The 18027-nt window shown below is 60.9% G+C and carries 16 protein-coding genes; 10 read left to right on the top strand and 6 right to left on the bottom strand.

What is annotated here, in order from left to right; all coding sequences use genetic code 11:
• Positions 1-9 precede the first annotated feature (9 nt).
• From A7976_RS10595 to A7976_RS10615, 5 genes are all read left to right on the top strand, one after another.
• Entirely contained in the window at positions 10-3153 is a 3144-nt protein-coding gene (locus A7976_RS10595; RefSeq protein ID WP_067111301.1) for an efflux RND transporter permease subunit, read from the top strand.
• Between the two features lie 11 nt (positions 3154-3164).
• The gene (gene adeC / locus A7976_RS10600; protein WP_067112007.1) at positions 3165-4610 is read left to right on the top strand and encodes an AdeC/AdeK/OprM family multidrug efflux complex outer membrane factor; all 1446 of its coding nucleotides are present in this window, start codon (positions 3165-3167) and stop codon (positions 4608-4610) included.
• A 99-nt stretch (positions 4611-4709) separates the two neighbouring features.
• Positions 4710-5033: a PepSY domain-containing protein gene (locus A7976_RS10605; protein WP_067111310.1), complete on the top strand. Its 324-nt coding sequence runs from the start codon at positions 4710-4712 to the stop codon at positions 5031-5033.
• A 1-nt stretch (position 5034) separates the two neighbouring features.
• On the top strand, positions 5035-5703 hold the full coding sequence (locus A7976_RS10610; RefSeq protein WP_067111313.1) for a response regulator transcription factor: 669 nt from the start codon (positions 5035-5037) through the stop codon (positions 5701-5703).
• A complete protein-coding gene (locus tag A7976_RS10615) occupies positions 5700-7037 on the top strand; it encodes a sensor histidine kinase (protein ID WP_067111317.1) in 1338 nt (445 codons plus the stop codon). The genes A7976_RS10610 and A7976_RS10615 overlap by 4 nt, the downstream gene beginning before the upstream one ends.
• A 51-nt stretch (positions 7038-7088) precedes the next feature.
• Here A7976_RS10615 and A7976_RS10620 read toward each other — a convergent pair whose 3' ends face one another.
• Both A7976_RS10620 and A7976_RS10625 read right to left on the bottom strand, forming a co-directional pair.
• Positions 7089-7409 (bottom strand): PepSY domain-containing protein, encoded by a 321-nt coding sequence (locus A7976_RS10620; RefSeq protein ID WP_067111319.1) that lies wholly within the window; start codon positions 7407-7409, stop codon positions 7089-7091.
• Positions 7410-7970: 561 nt separating this feature from the next.
• Positions 7971-8840 carry a Tim44 domain-containing protein gene (locus tag A7976_RS10625; protein WP_067111322.1) on the bottom strand — a complete coding sequence of 290 codons (870 nt, stop codon included), beginning with the start codon at positions 8838-8840 and terminating at the stop codon, positions 7971-7973.
• A 282-nt stretch (positions 8841-9122) separates the two neighbouring features.
• On the opposite strand from A7976_RS10625, the gene A7976_RS10630 reads away from it, so the two are divergent.
• Positions 9123-10352 carry a PQQ-dependent sugar dehydrogenase gene (locus A7976_RS10630; protein ID WP_067111325.1) on the top strand — a complete coding sequence of 410 codons (1230 nt, stop codon included), beginning with the start codon at positions 9123-9125 and terminating at the stop codon, positions 10350-10352.
• Positions 10353-10357: 5 nt separating this feature from the next.
• On the opposite strand, the gene ccoG is transcribed toward A7976_RS10630, so the two are convergent.
• Positions 10358-11761 (bottom strand): cytochrome c oxidase accessory protein CcoG, encoded by a 1404-nt coding sequence (ccoG, locus tag A7976_RS10635; RefSeq protein ID WP_067111328.1) that lies wholly within the window; start codon positions 11759-11761, stop codon positions 10358-10360.
• Positions 11762-11885: 124 nt separating this feature from the next.
• Here ccoG and A7976_RS10640 point away from each other — a divergent pair, with 124 nt between their 5' ends.
• From A7976_RS10640 to A7976_RS10655, 4 genes are all read left to right on the top strand, one after another.
• Entirely contained in the window at positions 11886-13298 is a 1413-nt protein-coding gene (locus tag A7976_RS10640) for a PLP-dependent aminotransferase family protein (RefSeq protein WP_067111331.1), read from the top strand.
• Between the two features lie 94 nt (positions 13299-13392).
• Positions 13393-15120, top strand: coding sequence for a nitrite/sulfite reductase (locus A7976_RS10645; protein ID WP_067111336.1), 1728 nt, complete (start codon positions 13393-13395; stop codon positions 15118-15120).
• Positions 15113-15631, top strand: a complete 519-nt coding sequence (locus A7976_RS10650; RefSeq protein ID WP_067111339.1) for a DUF934 domain-containing protein — start codon at positions 15113-15115, stop codon at positions 15629-15631. The genes A7976_RS10645 and A7976_RS10650 overlap by 8 nt, the downstream gene beginning before the upstream one ends.
• 55 nt (positions 15632-15686) lie before the next feature.
• Positions 15687-15917, top strand: coding sequence for a VF530 family DNA-binding protein (locus A7976_RS10655; RefSeq protein WP_067111342.1), 231 nt, complete (start codon positions 15687-15689; stop codon positions 15915-15917).
• 84 nt (positions 15918-16001) lie between these two features.
• Here the strand turns inward: A7976_RS10655 and A7976_RS10660 are convergent, their stop codons facing one another.
• Genes A7976_RS10660 through A7976_RS10670 form a run of 3 tightly spaced genes read right to left on the bottom strand, consistent with a single transcriptional unit; the run spans position 16002 to position 17949 of the window.
• Positions 16002-16400, bottom strand: coding sequence for a DoxX family protein (locus tag A7976_RS10660; RefSeq protein ID WP_067111345.1), 399 nt, complete (start codon positions 16398-16400; stop codon positions 16002-16004).
• 44 nt (positions 16401-16444) lie between these two features.
• Positions 16445-17332, bottom strand: a complete 888-nt coding sequence (locus A7976_RS10665) for a pirin family protein (RefSeq protein ID WP_067111348.1) — start codon at positions 17330-17332, stop codon at positions 16445-16447.
• A gap of 14 nt (positions 17333-17346) precedes the next feature.
• On the bottom strand, positions 17347-17949 hold the full coding sequence (locus tag A7976_RS10670; RefSeq protein ID WP_067111352.1) for an FMN-dependent NADH-azoreductase: 603 nt from the start codon (positions 17947-17949) through the stop codon (positions 17347-17349).
• Positions 17950-18027: the final 78 nt, after the last annotated feature.

The raw sequence follows: 18027 nt of genomic DNA on the forward strand, positions 1-18027 counted from the left end.
GGCACGATCATGGCCCGTTTCTTCATCGACCGTCCCATTTTTGCCTGGGTCATCGCCATCGTCATCATGCTGGCCGGCCTGGCCTCCATTTTTGCGCTGCCGCTGGAGCAATATCCCGACATCGCGCCGCCGCGCGTCAATATCAGCGCCACTTATACCGGCGCTTCGGCCAAGACCATCGAAGACTCGGTGACGCAGGTGATCGAGCAGGCGATGAAGGGCATCGACAATCTCACCTACATGACCTCGTCGAGCAACTCCTCCGGCAGCGCCAGCGTTGCGCTGACTTTCACCGCCGGCACTGACCCGGACGTGGCGCAGATGCAGGTGCAGAACAAGCTGCAGCAGGCCATGCCGCGCCTGCCGCAAGTGGTGCAAAACCAGGGTGTGCGGGTCAACAAGTCCGGCATCGACTTCCTGATGGTGGTCTCGCTGATTTCCGATGACCCCAATGTTTCGCCCATCGATATCGGCGACTATATCAACAGCACGCTGCTTGACCAGGTCAGCCGCATCGACGGCGTGGGCGAAGCGCAGGCCATCGGCGGCGGCTACGCGATGCGCATCTGGATGGATCCGGCCAGGCTGGTGAAATACAACCTGATGCCGTCCGACATCAGCGCCGCGATCCAGGCGCAGAACACCGAAGTCTCCGCCGGCCAGCTGGGCGGGCTGCCCGCCGCATCCGGCCAGCAGCTCAACGCCACCATCAGCGCGCGCAGCAAGCTGCAAAGCGTGGAGGAATTCCGCAACATCGTGCTGAAATCCACCACCGACGGCGCCAGCGTGCGTCTCGGCGACGTGGCGCGGCTGGAACTCGGCGCCGACAGCTACACGCCGCGCACCGAATTCAATGGCAAGATTTCCGCGGCGATGATCGTCCGCCTCGCGGCCGGCGCGAATGCGCTGGACACGGCCGAAGCCGTGAAGGCCAAGATGAAGGAGTTGGAGCCATATTTCCCGCCCGAACTCAAGCTGCGCACCGAGATCGGCTACGACACCACGCCTTTCGTGAAGATTTCCATCGAGGAGGTGGTCAAGTCGCTGGCCGAGGCCATCTTGCTGGTGGTGCTGATCATGTACCTCTTCTTGCAGAACTGGCGCGCCACGTTGATTCCGGCGATTGCGGTGCCGGTCGTGTTGTTGGGCACCTTCGGCGTGCTGGCGGCGTTCGGCTTCACGATCAATACTCTCACCATGTTCGCTCTGGTGCTCGCCATCGGTTTGCTGGTGGACGATGCCATCGTCGTCGTCGAAAACGTCGAGCGCGTGATGAGCGAGGAAGGCCTGCCGCCCAAGGAGGCCACGCGCAAATCTATGAGCGAGATCACCGGGGCACTGGTTGGCATCGCGCTGGTGCTGTCGGCGGTATTCGTGCCCATGGCCTTCTTCGGCGGTTCCACCGGCGTGATCTATCGCCAGTTCTCTATCACCATCGTGTCGGCGATGCTGTTGTCGGTGCTGGTGGCGCTGGTGCTGACGCCGGCGCTGTGCGCCACGCTGCTGAAGCCGGTCGACCGCGCGCATCCGCATCGCGAACGCGGCTTCTTCGGCTGGTTCAACCGCAATTTCGACCGTTCCTCGCGCAAGTACCAATCCACGGTGCAGGGTGTGTTGCGCCACAAGTTCATCGCGCTTTTGGTGTACGGCGGCATCGCCGCCTTGCTGGCGGTGCTGTTCCTGCGCCTGCCGACTTCCTTCCTGCCCGACGAAGACCAGGGCATCCTGATGGCGCAGGTGCAGCTACCGGTGGGCGCGACGGACTATCGCACGCTGAAGGTGATGGACGAGATCGAGCAGTACTTCGTCAAGAAGACCGATGTCATCGACTCCATCGTCACCATTACCGGCATGGGGCAGGGCGGAGGCGGCAGCCAGAATTCGGGGCGCGCCTTCATCAAGCTGCGCGACTGGTCCGAACGCACCGAGCAATCGCAAAGCGCCGCCGCGATTGCGCAGCAGGCGACCCGCGATCTATCGAAAATCCGCGACGCAAAGATCTTCGTCATGCAGCCTCCCAGCGTGCGCGGCCTCGGCCAGAGCTCTGGCTTCACCATGCAATTGCGCGATCTCGCGGGCAAGGGGCACGAGGCGCTGGTCGCAGCGCGCGACCGGCTGCTGGAGCTTGCCGAGAAGGAACCGCGCCTTAACCGGGTGCGCAGTACCGGCTTAGACGATACGCCGGAATTCCGCGTCGATATCGACGACGAAAAGGCCGGTGCCTTCGATATTTCCACCTCGGCGATCAACAGCACGCTGTCGACGGCGATGGGCGGCGACTACGTCAACGACTTCATCCACAACGGCCGTGTGAAGAAGGTGTACGTGCAGGCCGATGCGCCGTACCGCATGCAGCCGGAAAACATCGGCGAGTGGTATGTGCGCAACAACAACGGCGAAATGGTGCCGTTCTCCGCATTCTCCAGCAGCCGCTGGACGTACGGTTCGCCGTTGCTGGAGCGCTACAACGGCATTTCCTCGCTGGAAGTCGTCGGCGAGGCGGCTCACGAAGTCAGCTCGGGCGATGCGATGCTCATCGTCGAAGACCTGGTGCGGCAACTGCCCGAAGGCTTCGGCCTGGACTGGACCGGCGCGTCCTACCAGGAGCGCTTGTCCGGCTCGCAGGCGCCGCTGCTGTATGCGATTTCCATCCTGTTTGTTTTCCTGTGCCTCGCGGCGCTGTACGAAAGCTGGGCGGTGCCGTTCTCGGTGATCCTGATCGTGCCTATCGGCATCGTCGGCGCGGTGCTCGCCACTACGCTGCGCGGCATGTCGGGCGACGTGTATTTCCAGGTCGGCCTGCTGACCACTGTCGGCCTCGCAGCGAAAAACGCGATCCTGATCGTCGAATTCGCCAAGCAATTGCAGGAGCAGGGCAAGTCGCTGGTCGACGCCACCATGCAGGCGGTGAAGCAGCGGCTGCGCCCTATCCTGATGACCTCGCTGGCCTTTATCTTCGGCGTGCTGCCGCTGGCGCTGAGTACCGGTGCCGGTGCGGCCAGCCGCCAGGCCATCGGCACCGGCGTGCTGGGCGGCATGCTGACGGCGACCTTGCTGGGCATTTTCTTCGTGCCGCTGTTCTATGTGCTGATCCGCACGGTGTTTCCTTATCGGCCGGTGGAAACGTATGCCCCGGCGGCTGCAACGAGTTGATGAATATGGATATGAACAAAACGCTGATTTCCCTGACGATGGCCGCGCTGTTGACCGGCTGTGCCTCGATGGCGCCCGAGTATCAGCGGCCCGAAGCGCCCGTGGCAGCGGAATGGGGCAGCGCAGCCGGCAAGGGCGATGTGCGCGTATCGGACATCGGCTGGCGCGAGTTTTTCGTCGATGAAAAACTGCGCCGGCTGATCGACATCGCGCTCGCCAACAATCGCGACCTGCGCGTGGCCGCTCTCAACATCGAAAGGGCACGGGCGGAATACCGCATCGAGCGCGCGGATCTGTTCCCGACCATCGATGGCGGCGCCAGCGCGACTATCCAGCACAACGGTTCCGCCAATTCCGGTTCAGGGACAACGAATTCAGGCAGCTCGGATACCTCGCGCAGCTACCGCGCCACCGTCGGCTTCAGCAGTTACGAGCTGGATTTCTTCGGACGCATCCGCAGCCTGAACGACCAGGCCTTGCAGTCCTATCTGGCCACGGAAGAAGCGCGGCGCGCCACGCAGATTTCGCTGGTGGCGGAAGTCGCCAACGCCTGGCTCACGCTGGCGGCGGATCGGGAGCGCCTGCAACTCGCGCAGGACACTTTCGCCAGCCAGAAGGAATCGTACAACCTCACCAGGCGCCGCTTCGAACTCGGCGTGGCGTCGGAACTCGACCTGCGCCAGGCGCAGACGACGATGGACACGGCGCAGGTTGATGTAGCCCGCTACACCGCGCTGGTGCGGCAGGACGAAAACGCGCTGACGCTGCTGCTGGGCGCGCCATTGCCCGCCGATGCTCGGCCCGAAGGAGGCATGGTCGAAGTTACCGCGCTCTCGGAAATCCCTGCCGGCGTCCCTTCCGATGTCCTGCAGCGCCGCCCGGATGTGCTGCAGGCCGAGCATCAGTTGCAGGCTGCCAACGCCAACATCGGCGCGGCCCGCGCGGCGTTCTTCCCGACCATTTCGCTGACGGCTTCGGTGGGTACGGCGAGCAGCCAGCTCTCGGGCCTGTTCGGCGCCGGTTCGGGCTTCTGGACCTTCATTCCGCAGATTACCGTGCCGATCTTCAATGCCGGCCGCAACCGGGCCAGTCTGGACGTGGCCGAGGTGCAGAAGGACATCAATATCGCGCAATACGAAAAAGCCATCCAGATCGCTTTCCGCGAAGTTGCCGACGCGCTCGCGGTCAAGGCCACGCTGGACGAGCAACTCGCCGCGCAGAAATCGCTAGTGGACGCCACCGACGTCAGTTATCGCCTGTCCGAGGCCCGCTTCAAGAGCGGCATCGACAGCTATCTGAGCGTGCTCGATTCGCAACGCGCGATGTACGCCTCGCAGCAGAACCTGATCACGCTCAGGCTGACGATGCTGAGCAACCAGGTAACGCTCTACAAGGTGCTGGGCGGCGGGTGGCATGCCGATACGCAGGATGCGGCGGATAAGCAGGCATTGCGTTGAGTCCGACCCGGCATCGGTTCGGCATGACGCGTTCAGTCTGAATTAAGGAAGCTGCGTTAGACTGCGCCTTATCGCATGTCCTGCCCGGGAGGAGTCGTAATGTCGCGACAAACGCTGATCCATCTGGCCGCGGCGATGGCGCTGCTGGCCGTTATCGCCGCAGCCCATCCATCTGTTGCCGTGGCCGATGAAGGCCCGGTGGCCGCGCGCAAGCTGAGCGATGCAGGCGTTATCCTGCCGCTGGAAAAAATCGTGGCCGCCGCCAAGGCGGTCAAGCCCGGCGAAATCCTCGAAACCGAACTCGAGCGCAAGCACGGCCGCTATGTATACGAGGTCGAAATCCTCGACGCGCGCGGGCAGGTGTGGGAAGTGAAGCTCGATGCCAGGTCCGGCAAGCTCATCGCCGTGGAAAGCGAGGATTGAGATGCGTCTGCTGCTGGTGGAAGACGATCCGCAACTCGGTCCGCAACTGAAAACCGCATTGCAGCAGGCGGGCTATGCGGTCGATCTGGCGACGGATGGCATCGATGCGGAAGCGCTGGGCGACATCGAGCCGTATGACCTGGCGGTGCTCGATCTCGGCCTGCCCGGTCGGTCGGGCCTGGCCGTGCTGGAGCATTGGCGCGCCGGAGGCAATCGCCTGCCGGTGGTCATCCTGACGGCGCGCGGCAGCTGGCAGGAAAAGGTCGAGGGTTTCAAGGTCGGGGCCGACGATTACATCGGCAAACCCTTTCATACCGAAGAACTGCTGGTCCGCATCAGTGCGGTGCTGAAGCGCAGCCAGGGCGCGGCACTCGGCAAGCTGCAGGTGGGCGGCATTACGCTGGACGAGGGACGCCAGTGCGTCATTCTCCCCGACGGCAGCGAGTCTGGCCTGACCGGCACCGAGTTTCGCCTGTTGCGCTACTTCATGCTGCATCCCGGACAGGTATTGTCCAAATCCCGATTGACCGAGCACGTCTATGAATACGATGAAGACCGGGACAGCAACGTGCTCGAGGTGTACATCAATCGCCTGCGGCAGAAAATCGGCTTGGGCAGGATAGAAACGCGGCGCGGCCAAGGATACGTGTTCATGGACGCCGCGGCATGACGTCGCTGCGCGGCCGTCTTACCTGGGGGCTGATGCTGAGCCTGGTGCTGCTGCTCGGCTTGCAATGGCTGGTGGTGACCTATGCCATTCAGCGATTGACCGAAGATCAGCTTGCGACGCGCCTCCAGCTCGAAAGCGAAAGCCTGCTGGCCGGTATCCGGTTCGATGCGCAAGGCGCTATCCAACTGGACGAGAGGCACGTCAGCGCGATCTTCCAGCGTCCATTCTCGGGGCACTATTACGCCATCGTGACGCCGCGGCAGCGACTGCTGTCGCGCTCGCTGTGGGATGCCGATCTGGCCTTCCAGGCCGTCGGCCCCGGCGAGCAGCGCATGCTGCGCCTGGCCGGACCGGAGCGGCAGCCCTTGCTGGCCATCGTTCACGGTTATGCGAAGCGGAATCTGCCGATCACGATTCTCGTGGCTTCGGATCTGACGGCAATGCAGGCCGGCCTGATGCGTTTCCAGATGATGTACGCGGCTGTCTCCGTCGTTGGTCTGGTGCTGCTGCTCCTGCTGCAGCGCATGATCGTACTGAACGCGCTTAGCCCCTTGCAGAAGCTGCGCCAGAACCTGATCCGGCTCGGGCGCGGCGAAGCCGACCATATCGAAGCGCACGGCCCAAGCGAGATCATGCCGCTGATTGACGAGCTCAACCGCCTGCTCGGCGGCATGGTGCGCCGGACACGGCGGTCGCGCGAAGCGCTCGGCAATCTCGCGCATGCGCTCAAAACCCGGCTCACGCTGCTCAATCAGGCGGCCGAGCGTCCCGAAATCGACGCGGCGCCGGAAGTGCGAAACCAGATTCATGCCTCCACGGCCGCTATCGGCCAGATCGTGGAACGCGAACTCAAGCGCGCCCGGTTATTGGGCAACAGCAGCCCGGGCCGCCGTATCGATCTCGAGCTCGAGATTGCCCAGCTGATGAAAACGATGCGGCTGCTGTATGCGGAAAAGGCCGTGGAGTTCGACTGGTCCATCGCCCCCGGAGCCAGTTTCATCGGCGATCGTGAAGACCTGTTGGAGCTTCTGGGCAACCTGCTCGACAACGCGGGAAAATGGTGCGCGCGCCGTGTGGCCCTGACCGTGAGCGGCAATGGGGCGGTGCGGTTCACCGTCGAGGACGATGGGCCTGGATATCAGGGCGACCATATGGAAGCCCTGGTCCAGCGCGGTTTCCGCGCCGACGAATCCAAGCCCGGTAGCGGACTCGGCTTGGCGATCGTGCAGGATATCGTGGAGAGCTACGGCGGAACCCTGGAGCTCGGAAAATCCGCAAGCCTGGGTGGATTGCGTGTCGAGGTGCGTTTTACTTCCAATCTGCCGCAAGCCTGACGGGCCGCCATCGATTCCGATGTGCGGCTCGTCAGGCAGCGAGTTAAACGCTTAAAACCATTCCCGGCTGACCTTGCGTACTTTGCCAGTCTTGGCGTCGACATACACTTCCCATTCGTGACCGTCGGCATCCGCGATCTCGAACTCGTAATCCCAACCTTTGCCGAAATCGCGGTCATCCAGATCGGCATCGGTAATCACGCCGGGTTTTGCCGCCAATGCCTTGGTACTGGCTTGTTCCAGGGTGATGAAGCCGAACTGCTTCACCAGGGCTTCCATTTCGCGGGCATCGTCGTCGGCATGCGCCGGAAGCGCGAATACGGCGCCGGCGGTGAGCCCGGCCAGCAGGAAAGAGATAGCAATATGTTTCATGACAAGACTCCTTTTATCGGTTCAGGGAGTCTTTACTCTATAGAGCCAAGCTGAATACAAGCTGAACAAGGAGAAGAAACAATAAAGTCGAGTCAAGATTTTGAACGACAAATGACTCCGGCCTCATGTATCTAATAAGGATAAATCCAGGCATCACCGCAGTTGTTTCATGGCTGTGATGCCTGCGTCCGGGACTAGTATTGGGTCTGAAAATCAGCGGCGATAGTGATGATAGCCTCGCCCATCATGGTGATACTGATAATAACCGCCCGGATAACCATAATAATAAGGGTCATGATGATGGTAAGGCACAACGACACAGCCCGACATGAGACATACCATGGCTGCCAATAGCACACTCAAATGTTTCATCTGGACCTTGAACTACTATCTGGTGTTTTGACGGAAGATATGGCTCACCAGCAATAACACTCCATATCAGCACTGCTATTTCCTATAACGGACAGGGTGGGGTATGGGATGACTTGGCGGCGGGTGGAATTGTCCGACCGTGCAAATAAAAAAGCCGGCTTGCGCCGGCTTTTTCATGTTTTGCCTGTATCAGGAAACTTGCTGGATTCCCGCCAGCAGCCACGAAGACTTCGCGTCGCGGAGATCCTTCTGCACATGCCAGACTTCATCGAAACGTTCCGCCTGGCCGTCGTTTTCGCGGATCTGGCCGGTGAAGCGCACGCTCGCAATCGAGTAGTCGCCTTCATTGGCGACTTCCAGCAGTTCGGCATCGATGAAATCCACATCGGTCTTCTGCGCCGCATCGCCGCGCTCATGCAATTGCATGGAAATTTCAGCGAACATTTCCGGTGTGGTGTACTCGCGGATATCGTTCAGGTCCTTGCGGTCGTTGGCCGCTTGCAGGCGGATGAACGAGCGCTTGCCGTTGCGCAGGAATTCTTCGACCGGGAAATCGGCGGGGATCATCGCCGATGTAGCGGGGGCCATCGCAGGAGCAGCACCGCCGCCGATGAGCGGTTCGCGTACCGGCGCGGGCTCATGATACGGCGCACCTTGTCCTGCGTACTGCATGGCCGGGCTCCGCGCCTTGACGAAACGCGAGACGAGGAAAAGCACCAGGCCGCCAGCCAGCAAGGCCATCAGGATGCCGCCCATCGCGCCGCCCAGGCCCATATTGGCCAGCAGCGCGCCGAGACCGGCGCCGATGGCGAGACCTGCCAGCGGGCCCAGCCATTTGCTGGCACCGGAAGGCTGTTGGGCTTGCTGGGTTGGCTGTTGTTGCGCTTGCTTCTGTTGTGTCGTGGTCTGGTCGGCGGATTTCTGCGGCGCCTGCTGTACCGTGCGCTGTTTACCGAAGCTGCTGCCACCACCGAAGCGTTTGCCAGCCTCAGCCGCCGGGGGCGCGAACAAGGCGATGCAGGTGAAAGCCACCATCAGGGTCGAAAAAAAGCGTTTCATGGTTTTCCTCTAAATAAATATTCGGGAGCCGTTCCGGCGAACTTCGAGAATACCAGCATAAGCGTCGTTGCAAGTTCGATAAAAACTTACTATTTGTTCGTTTCTATCGATACGCCGACGAGCCAGGCGCCGATACTGTGAGGTGGCCGACGAGGAGTAAGGAAGTACTGGCATTTGTAGCGGCCGGAAAGCCAAGCGGGAAGCATACAGAAATACTTTTTCGGAACCCGGAGCGCTTTTCGCCATCACAATGCAATATCCCTGCTATTACAGGAGCGCACGATGAAAAAAAAAGACACCCCTCCACGCTTCCGCAAGCTGTTGTTCTTCCCTATCCTGCTGTTTGGGTCGATTGCCGGAGCTTATGCCGAGACCGATTGCAAGCCCTTGAAAACCGGCGAGAAAGAAGCTCCCTTCTTCAAGCCGGCTTTCCAGGGCCAGACGCGCACGTGCGGCGTTTCAACCAAAGCAAGTATCGACGTGGCTGTTGTGGCCAAGGGTTTACGTAAGCCCTGGGCGATAGAGCCGCTTCCAGACGGCCGATGGCTGGTTAACGAAAAGCGCGGCCAGATGCGGCTGGTGTCGGCCGACGGCAAGGTCGGCCCTGCCATCAAGGGCGTCCCCGAAGTGGATGACGGCGGGCAGGGCGGCTTGCTGGATCTTGTGCTGAGTCCCGATTTCAAGAACGACCGCACGGTCTACTGGAGCTTCACCGAGCCCCGCGACAACGGCAACGGCACCAGCGTTGCGCGCGGCGTGCTGTCGTCGGACGGCACGCAGCTCGACCAGGTGAAAGTCATCCTGCATACGCGCCCCACCTACGACAACAACATGCACTTCGGATCGCGCCTCGCATTCGGTCCGGACGGCATGCTCTATGTCACCATGGGCGAACGTTCCGACCTCGAAACGCGCCCGCAAGCCCAGTACCTCAACAGTCATTTTGGCAAGGTGCTGCGCATCAAGCCCGACGGTACGCCGCCGCCGGACAATCCTTTCGTCAAGCAAGCCGATGCCCTGCCGGAAATCTTTACCTACGGTCACCGCAACGTGCAGGCCTCCGCATTCGACGGTCAGGGCCGCTTATGGCTCGTGGAGCACGGGCCGCGCGGCGGCGATGAGGTCAACCTGCTGGAGGCCGGCAAAAACTACGGCTGGCCGATGCAGGTTTACGGCATCGAATATTCCGGTGACAGGATCAAGACCGCCGCCGGCCAGCGCCCGAACATGCAACAGCCCGTTTATTACTGGGATCCGGTCATCGCGCCATCCGGCGCTCAGTTCTACAGCGGCGATGCCGTGCCGGAGTGGAAGGGCAACCTGTTCGTCGGCGCCCTGCGCCAGGCGCGACTGGTCAGGCTGGTAATCGACAACAATCGCGTCACCGGCGAAGAACACCTGCTGGTCGACCGGGGACAGCGCATCCGCGATGTTCGCCAAGGCAATGACGGAGCCATTTATGTGGTGAACGACGATGGCGAATTGTTGCGCGTCGGGCCGAAGAAGCGCTGAGTCAATCAGATCATGGAGTAATAGCTCAGGCTGAATGACCTGGATGCTTGGGGGTGCCCCTGCTGCATCAGTATCAGCTTGAATTTCTCCGTGGCCCGCGCGGTTTTCTCCGGCAAAACGACGTTGAACGTCTGGGTGTAGGTTTTGCCCGCCGGGATCGCAAGCCGGGTTGACCCGCTGAGCGACTCTGCCGGCAAGCCCTCCACGCGCAGGATGTATTGCGCCCTGGCCGTGGTTTTGTTGGTAATGCGCACGATGTATCGGTTCTTGAGGTCGCCGTTCGACAGGCGCGTGACCAGCGGTTGCGCATGGTGCTGCACGGTCGCATCGAAGGGCGTCAGGGTGCTGGCCGTGTAAATCACGAATCCCAGCATGCCTGCCAGGATGGCCGAGTAGCCCGCAGTTTTGGCATTGAAGCGACGGCGGCTGCCTGCTGCGGTTTGTCCCCGATCGAAACGGATGAGGCCGCGCGGCATGTTCACGCTGTCCATGATCGTATCGCAGGCGTCCACGCACAAACCGCAGGCAATGCAATCGATCTGGAAGCCCTTGCGGATATCCACTCCGGTCGGGCAGACATTCACGCAGTAATTGCAATCAATGCAATCGCCGACTCCCTTTTCCGCCCGAACGGCGGCCTGTTTCAGTTCTGCGCGCGGCGCGGCGCGGCCAAGGGTGCGCTCACCGCGCGGCTGGTCGTACATCACGGTCAGCGTTCCTGCATCCTGCATGGCGGTCTGGAACTTGCCGTAAGGGCAGGCTACCAGGCAGATTTGCTCGCGCGCCAGCCCGGCGGCGACATAGGTGGTCGCCGTCAGGGTGACGACGGCAATATAGGCTGCGGCCGGCGCTGTGCCGTTGAAAATCTTTGCGAACAGCACCGGCGCTTCGAGAAAATAGAGCGCAAAGGTCAGCGCAGTCGCAAACGAAAGCAGCAGCCACAGCGCATGGGTAATGCCCAGTTTCGCGACCTTTTCCGCCGTCCATGGCTGCTTGCGCAAACGAAGCCGGGCTTGCGCCTCGCCCTGCACCATGCGTTCGATAAAGCGGAACGCATCGGTCCATAGCGTCTGAAAGCAGAAGAACCCGCAGAACATGCGCCCGTAAAGCGACGCGGCCATGAACAGCAGCACGACGCCCAGGATCAGCATGCCGACCAGCAGAATGAGATCGTGCGGAAAAATCACCAGGTCGAAGAAATTGACCCGCAGCGTGGCGAGGTCGATCAGCAGCGGCTGCCCGGTGCGCTGGTCGCCATGCCAGGTGAGCCACGGCAGCGAGAAATACACAGCATAGGCGACGACCAGGATCAGGCTTTTGATGTTGCGGTAACGCCCTTTTACGTTGTAAGGCGTGATCGGGATGACCTTCTTCGCGAACAAAGGCTGTTTTGCTTCGGCGGCTTGCATGTAAGGCTCCAAACGGAACAACGAGAGCCTGCATAGTAGGAATTTGGCGAAAAGGATTACAGATTCAGTTTCAACTAAAAAAACCGTATCAGATGGTGCCGAACGGTTTCATAATAGTGTTGAAATGAAACGCTACGAAGAACTGGCCGACACGATTGCGCAGTCCATACGCGAAGGCGTGCTGCGCCCCGGCGACCGCCTGCCTTCCGTGCGCCAGACCAGCTCCAGCCGCGGCGTCAGCCCTTCCACGGTGTTCGAGGCGTATTACCTGCTGGAAGCGCGCGGCATGATTACGGCCAGGGCGCGCTCCGGCTATTTCGTTTCGTCCGGCTCCTTGCGTTTGCAGCCGCTGCCGGAACCCGCATCAGGCATGACGGATATCCCCGCCGAGCTGGATGTGAGCGAGCTGGTGTTCGAGGTGCTCGAAGCGACGCGGGCGCGCAAGGGCGTGCCGCTCGGCTCGGCTTTTCCCAGCCCGCTGCTGTTCCCGATGGCGCGGCTGGGGCGCAGCATGGCGAGCACCGTGCAGAAGATGGACCCCTGGCGCACGGTGGAAGACCTCGGGCCGGGCGATATCGAATTGCGGCGGCAGATCGCCTTGCGCTACATGATCGACGGCGTGCAGGTGCCGATTGAAGGCATCGTGATTACCACCGGTGCGCTGGAAGCGCTCAACCTCTGCCTCGCCGCTGTCACCCGGCCCGGCGATACGGTGCTGATCGAGTGTCCGACTTTCTACGCGGCGCTGCAATCCATCGAGCGCAATGGCCTCAAGGCGGTGGAGGTGCCCAGCCACCCGGTCACCGGCATCGATCTGGACGCGATGGAACGGGCGATGCAGGCGTATCGTCCCACAGCCGTATGGCTGATGACCAATTTCCAGAACCCTCAAGGCAGCCTGATGCCGGATGCGCACAAGAAACGGCTGGTCGAACTGGTCACGCGCTACCGGATTCCGCTGATCGAGGACGACGTTTACGGCGAGCTCTACTTCGGCGAAAAGCGGCCCACGCCGGCCAAGGCCTTCGATACCGAAGGCTGGGTGATGCATTGCGCGTCGTTCTCCAAATGCCTGGCGCCAGGCTATCGTGTCGGCTGGGCGGCGCCAGGGCGCTATGCGAAACAGATCGAACGGCTCAAGTTGACCACTTCGCTGGCGACTTCCATCCCTGCGCAGCAAGCCGTCGCCGCTTATCTCGCCAAGGGTGGCTACGACCGCCACCTGCGCCAGCTGCGTCACACCCTGATGCTGCAGCAGATTCAGTATCTCGAAGCCATCGAGCGGCATTTCCCCGAAGGCACGCGCGTCAGCCGTCCGCAGGGCGGCTATTTTTTCTGGGTGCAACTGCCGGAAGGCGCCAATGCGCTGGAACTGCACCGCGCGGCGCTGGGCAACGGCATCAGCCTCGCGCCGGGGCCGATCTTCTCGGCGCAGCGCAGCTATAACGATTACATCCGCCTCAATTACGGTCATCCCTGGGATGACCGGGTCGCGTCCGCGATGATGACATTGGGGCGATTGATCACACAGCGATAGCGCGTATCTGATACGGTATTTATTCACAAAACTGAGCCTGTTATTCCCTTTGCATCGGATTTAAGCTCCGCCCATTGAATAAAGGTGGAGTGCCATGTATCACTACGACGAACTCGATCAGGGTCTGATCGAGCAGCGCGTTGCCCAGTTTCGCGGTCAGACGCGACGCTTTCTCGACGGCAGGCTGAGCGAAGACGATTTCCGCACCCTGCGTCTGCAGAACGGCCTTTATATCCAGCGGCATTCACCTATGCTGCGTGTCGCCATCCCCTACGGCATGCTGGCGTCGTATCAGTTGCGCAAGCTGGCGGAAATTTCACGGCGCTGGGATAAGGGGTATGGGCATTTCACCACCCGTCAGAATATCCAGTTCAACTGGCCGAAACTGGAGGATGTGCCGGATATTCTGGCGGAACTTGCCACCGTGCAGATGCACGCCATCCAGACCAGCGGCAATTGCATCCGCAACACGACGACCGATCATCTGGCTGGCGTCGCGGCCGACGAAGTCATCAACCCGCTGATCTGGTGCGAAATCATCCGGCAATGGTCGGTGCTGCATCCCGAATTCGCTTTTTTGCCGCGAAAATTCAAGATCGCGGTGAGCGGTGCGGCAACAGACCGTGCCGCCGTCGGCGTCCACGATATCGGCCTGCAGGCCATGGAGCAGGAGGGCGAGGTTGGATTTCGCGTCTGGGTCGGCGGCGGTCTGGGCCGCACGCCACTGGTGGGGCATTCCATCAAGCCCTTCGTGCGCTGGCAGGATCTGCTTACGTATTTGCAGGCCGTTCTGCGCATCTACAACCTGCATGGCCGCCGCGACAACAAGTACAAGGCGCGCATCAAGATCCTGGTGAAGGATCTTACGCCGGCGGTTTTCGCACAGGAAGTCGAGACACTCTGGCAACGCATCAAGGACGGTCCGGATACGATCACCCAAGCGCAACTACAACGCATCGCGCATCTTTTTACATGGCCGGAGTACGAGGCGCTGGAAGATGAGCACGCCGGAGTTCCTGCAACAAGCAACCGCGCGTTTGCCCGCTGGCTGCGCAGCAACGTGCACAAGCACAAGCAGCCGGGCTATGCCGCGGTCAGCGTGTCGCTCAAGGCCACTGGTCCGGCGCCGGGCGATATTACGGCGGAACAGATGGAATGCGTGGCGGAGCTTGCCGACCGCTACAGCTTTGGCGAGCTGCGCGTTTCGCATGAGCAGAATCTGGTGCTGGCCGATGTGCGCCAGCGGGATTTGTTCGCGTTATGGCAAGCATTGGATGGGTCAGGGCTCGCGACTCCCAACATCGGCCTGCTGACCAATATCGTCTCGTGCCCCGGTGGCGATTACTGCAGCCTGGCGAATGCGGCTTCCATTCCGGTAGCACGGGCTATTCAGCAGCAGTTCGACGATCTCGATTACCTGCATGACATCGGCCCGCTCGACCTCAATATCTCCGGTTGCATGAACGCGTGCAGTCATCATCATATCGGCCATATCGGCATTCTCGGCGTCGATAAAAACGGCCAGGAGTGGTATCAGGTGACACTGGGCGGCCGGCAGAACGGCGCGAATCAAGGCCGGGTAGGGCGCGTTGGCGCGGGCGGGGCCCTGCTGGGACGGGTCATCGGCCCGGCATTCGCGCGAGCGCAAATCCCGGAAGTGGTTCAAAAACTCGTTACGACCTACCTGCAATTGCGGGACAGCGAAAATGAGCATTTCATCGACGTGGTTGAGCGCCTGGGCATCGAGTCCTTCAAGCAGGCTGTCTATGCGAAACACGCCGAGCCCGATGACCAAAAAGCGAAGGAAATGGCCCATGCCTGAGTCTGCTGCCAGCAAGCTCATTCGCAACGGACAGCTGGAAGATAACCCATGGCGACTTTACCAGCCTGATCCGGCCGCAGGATGCGCTCTTCCCCCCGACACCCCCGGATGGATGATCGAGCTGTCGTCATGGAAAGAGTTGCTCCATGCCCAACCCGGGAGAAAGTGCCCGGTCGGCATCGTGATGCCTTCCGATGGCGATTGCAGCGATCTCATGCTGGATGCCGAAGCATTGCATGCTCGCAAGGATGTGGCGTTCATCGCCATTCAATTTTTGCAGTATGGCGATGGCCGCGGTTACTCGCTGGCATGGATGCTGCGCCAGGAATACGGGTGGAGCGGCGAGTTGAGAGCCGTTGGAGATGTGCTCATCGATACCGTGCACTATCTCGCCCGCTGCGGATTCACCAGTTTCGTTATGAAACCGGGCCATGATCCGGCGCTTGCCCTTGAATCGTTGCGCGCGTTTTCGGGCCATTACCAGCCGGGATATGCCAATTCGGTTGCGTGAAATCCCGGTGCATTTTGCAAGGACCTGCAAGCGGTAACCTCTGTAAAATGCAGCGATGGATGCAATCAAAAAGCCGGAAAACCGCCCCAGCCTGGAAGGCGTCACGCTTGAAATGATCGTCACGCACCTGTCTGAAAGCATGGGGTGGGAGGCCATGGCAGCCGCTGTTCCGGTGCGCTGTTTTACGCATGATCCCAGCATCAAATCCAGCTTGAAGTTCTTGCGCCGGACGCCCTGGGCAAGAGCGAAGGTGGAGCAGTTGTATTTGTGGCAGGTGCGCAAGTGATGGGGGCGCCGTAATCCGACAAAACAATGGCCGCAGGAGCGGCCATTGTTTTTATTACTTTTCAGTGTTGAAGCGCCCGCGGCTTTAATTCTTCGCCAGACTCAGCTTGCCACTGCCGTGTACGACCACGAACAGCAAGCCGCCCATGATGGAAATGTTCTTCATGAACATGATCATCTGGATTTGCGCCTGATCTGCCGGTACGGACCAGAAATTGTGGAACAGCAGCGCGGCTAGCGCGGTGAACACAAGTAGCGCGACAGCGCCCCAGCGTGCGCGCCAGCCCAGTACCAGCATCAGGCCACCGCCGATTTCCACAATGATCGCGACGATTGCCAACAGTTGTGGTGTTGGCAAGCCCTGGCTGGCGATATAGCCAACGGTGCCGTCAAAGCCGGCTATCTTGCTGAAGCCCGAGAGTATGAAGATCAGTGCAATCAGAATCCGGCCAGTAAGCGAGCCGTAGCGGTTCAGTACATTCATGTGGTTTCCCCTTTGTTGACGTTAAAAAAGTGTGTTGTTGCGCATCAAGCGGCCAGGCGGCCTTCGCGAAAATCGTTGATGGCCTGAAAAATCTCGTCCTGCGTGTTCATTACGAACGGGCCGTATTGCACGATAGGTTCGCGCAGCGGGCGTCCGGCAATCAGCAACACGCGTGACGGCGCGTCGGCATGGATAATCACGCCGTCGCTTTCGGCATCGTTGGCCAGGATAGCCATCTGCTGCTGCGGCGCCTGCCTGTCGCCAATACGGATTTCGCCGCGATACACATACACGAAGGCATTGAACTCGGGGGCCAGCGATTGCGCGAAGCGGGTGCCGGCTGGCAGATGCAGGTCGAGGTAGAGCGGTTCCGTGGTTTCGCGCTGCACGGCGCCGTCCACGTCGCAGCTGGCACCGGCAATCACGCGCACCGTCACGCCCTCGGGCGTGAGGAACTGCGGGATTTCCGAACGCTGGATGTCGCGGTACCACGGCGCGGTCATCTTGTCCCTGGCCGACAGGTTCAGCCACAACTGAAAGCCTTCCATGCGCCCTTCCTGTTGCTCCGGCAACTCGGAGTGGATGACTCCACGGCCCGCCGTCATCCATTGCACGCCGCCATTTTCGAGCAGCCCTTCGTTTCCGGCGCTGTCGCGGTGGCGCATGCGGCCATCGAGCATGTAAGTGACGGTTTCGAAGCCGCGGTGCGGATGGTCGGGAAAGCCGCCGATGTAGTCGTCCGGATTGTCGGCTCCAAAGGCGTCGAGCATCAGGAAAGGGTCGAGACGGCGTTGCAGCGGCTGCGTCAGTACGCGCGTCAGCTTGACCCCGGCCCCGTCCGAGGTGGGCCGGCCGATGACAAGCTGCTCGATGGTGCGGGACCGTGCGACGATGTCCGTCCTGATGTCGGTGGTAATGTCATGGGTGGACATGATGTTCTCCCTTTTTAAGCCAATACGGCTTGCTCGATCTGGGCATAAGCCTGCTCCAGGCTATCCCTCTCTGCATCGGGGCCCATCGACAAGCCTTCCGCGTATACGAACTGCACGTCGGTTATGCCGACAAACCCAAGGAAAGTCTGCAGATACGGCGTCAGTGAATCGGTGGGCGAATTGCGATGTATCCCGCCGCGCGTCTGGACGACGACAGCCTTCTTGCCCTTGAGCAATCCCTCGGGGCCTTGCTCGGTGTAGCGGAAGGTCACGCCGGCGCGCGAGATGGCGTCGATCCAGTTCTTGAGCTGGGCGGGCACGCTGAAGTTGTACATCGGCACGCCGAGCACCAGCACGTCCGCCGCCTGGATTTCCGCGATCAGCGCATCGTCCAGCGCAACGCGCGCCTGCTGCTCCGGCGTGCGCGCTTCGGCGGGGGTGAATAGCGCATTCAATGCCGTTTCGTCCAGCATGGGGTGCGGCGTGCGGCCGAGGTCGCGCACGGTGACAGCGGCAGCCGGTTGATGGGCGCGCAGTTGTTCGACGGTAGCATCAGCAAGGCGTGTGGAATAGGAATTACCGGCGCGGGCGCTGGAATTGATTTGCAGAATGTTCATGATGGCTCTCCTTTTGATGGATGAATGACGGTGATGCGATGGGAGACACTTTAACTATTCCACAATCGTTTATTAAGC

Origin of the sequence: Methylobacillus sp. MM3 (assembly GCF_001645185.1) — a bacterium.
GTDB lineage: Bacteria > Pseudomonadota > Gammaproteobacteria > Burkholderiales > Methylophilaceae > MM2.

Coding starts and splice junctions, on each gene's coding strand:
- A7976_RS10610 (WP_067111313.1), top strand. CDS start 5,035: ATGCGTCTGCTGCTGGTGGAAGACGATCCGCAACTCGGTCCGCAACTG.
- A7976_RS10670 (WP_067111352.1), bottom strand. CDS start 17,949: ATGAACATTCTGCAAATCAATTCCAGCGCCCGCGCCGGTAATTCCTAT.
- A7976_RS10625 (WP_067111322.1), bottom strand. CDS start 8,840: ATGAAACGCTTTTTTTCGACCCTGATGGTGGCTTTCACCTGCATCGCC.
- A7976_RS10640 (WP_067111331.1), top strand. CDS start 11,886: ATGAAACGCTACGAAGAACTGGCCGACACGATTGCGCAGTCCATACGC.
- A7976_RS10660 (WP_067111345.1), bottom strand. CDS start 16,400: ATGAATGTACTGAACCGCTACGGCTCGCTTACTGGCCGGATTCTGATT.
- A7976_RS10595 (WP_067111301.1), top strand. CDS start 10: ATGGCCCGTTTCTTCATCGACCGTCCCATTTTTGCCTGGGTCATCGCC.
- A7976_RS10630 (WP_067111325.1), top strand. CDS start 9,123: ATGAAAAAAAAAGACACCCCTCCACGCTTCCGCAAGCTGTTGTTCTTC.
- A7976_RS10605 (WP_067111310.1), top strand. CDS start 4,710: ATGTCGCGACAAACGCTGATCCATCTGGCCGCGGCGATGGCGCTGCTG.
- A7976_RS10645 (WP_067111336.1), top strand. CDS start 13,393: ATGTATCACTACGACGAACTCGATCAGGGTCTGATCGAGCAGCGCGTT.
- ccoG (WP_067111328.1), bottom strand. CDS start 11,761: ATGCAAGCCGCCGAAGCAAAACAGCCTTTGTTCGCGAAGAAGGTCATC.
- A7976_RS10655 (WP_067111342.1), top strand. CDS start 15,687: ATGGATGCAATCAAAAAGCCGGAAAACCGCCCCAGCCTGGAAGGCGTC.
- A7976_RS10650 (WP_067111339.1), top strand. CDS start 15,113: ATGCCTGAGTCTGCTGCCAGCAAGCTCATTCGCAACGGACAGCTGGAA.
- adeC (WP_067112007.1), top strand. CDS start 3,165: ATGAACAAAACGCTGATTTCCCTGACGATGGCCGCGCTGTTGACCGGC.
- A7976_RS10665 (WP_067111348.1), bottom strand. CDS start 17,332: ATGTCCACCCATGACATTACCACCGACATCAGGACGGACATCGTCGCA.
- A7976_RS10620 (WP_067111319.1), bottom strand. CDS start 7,409: ATGAAACATATTGCTATCTCTTTCCTGCTGGCCGGGCTCACCGCCGGC.
- A7976_RS10615 (WP_067111317.1), top strand. CDS start 5,700: ATGACGTCGCTGCGCGGCCGTCTTACCTGGGGGCTGATGCTGAGCCTG.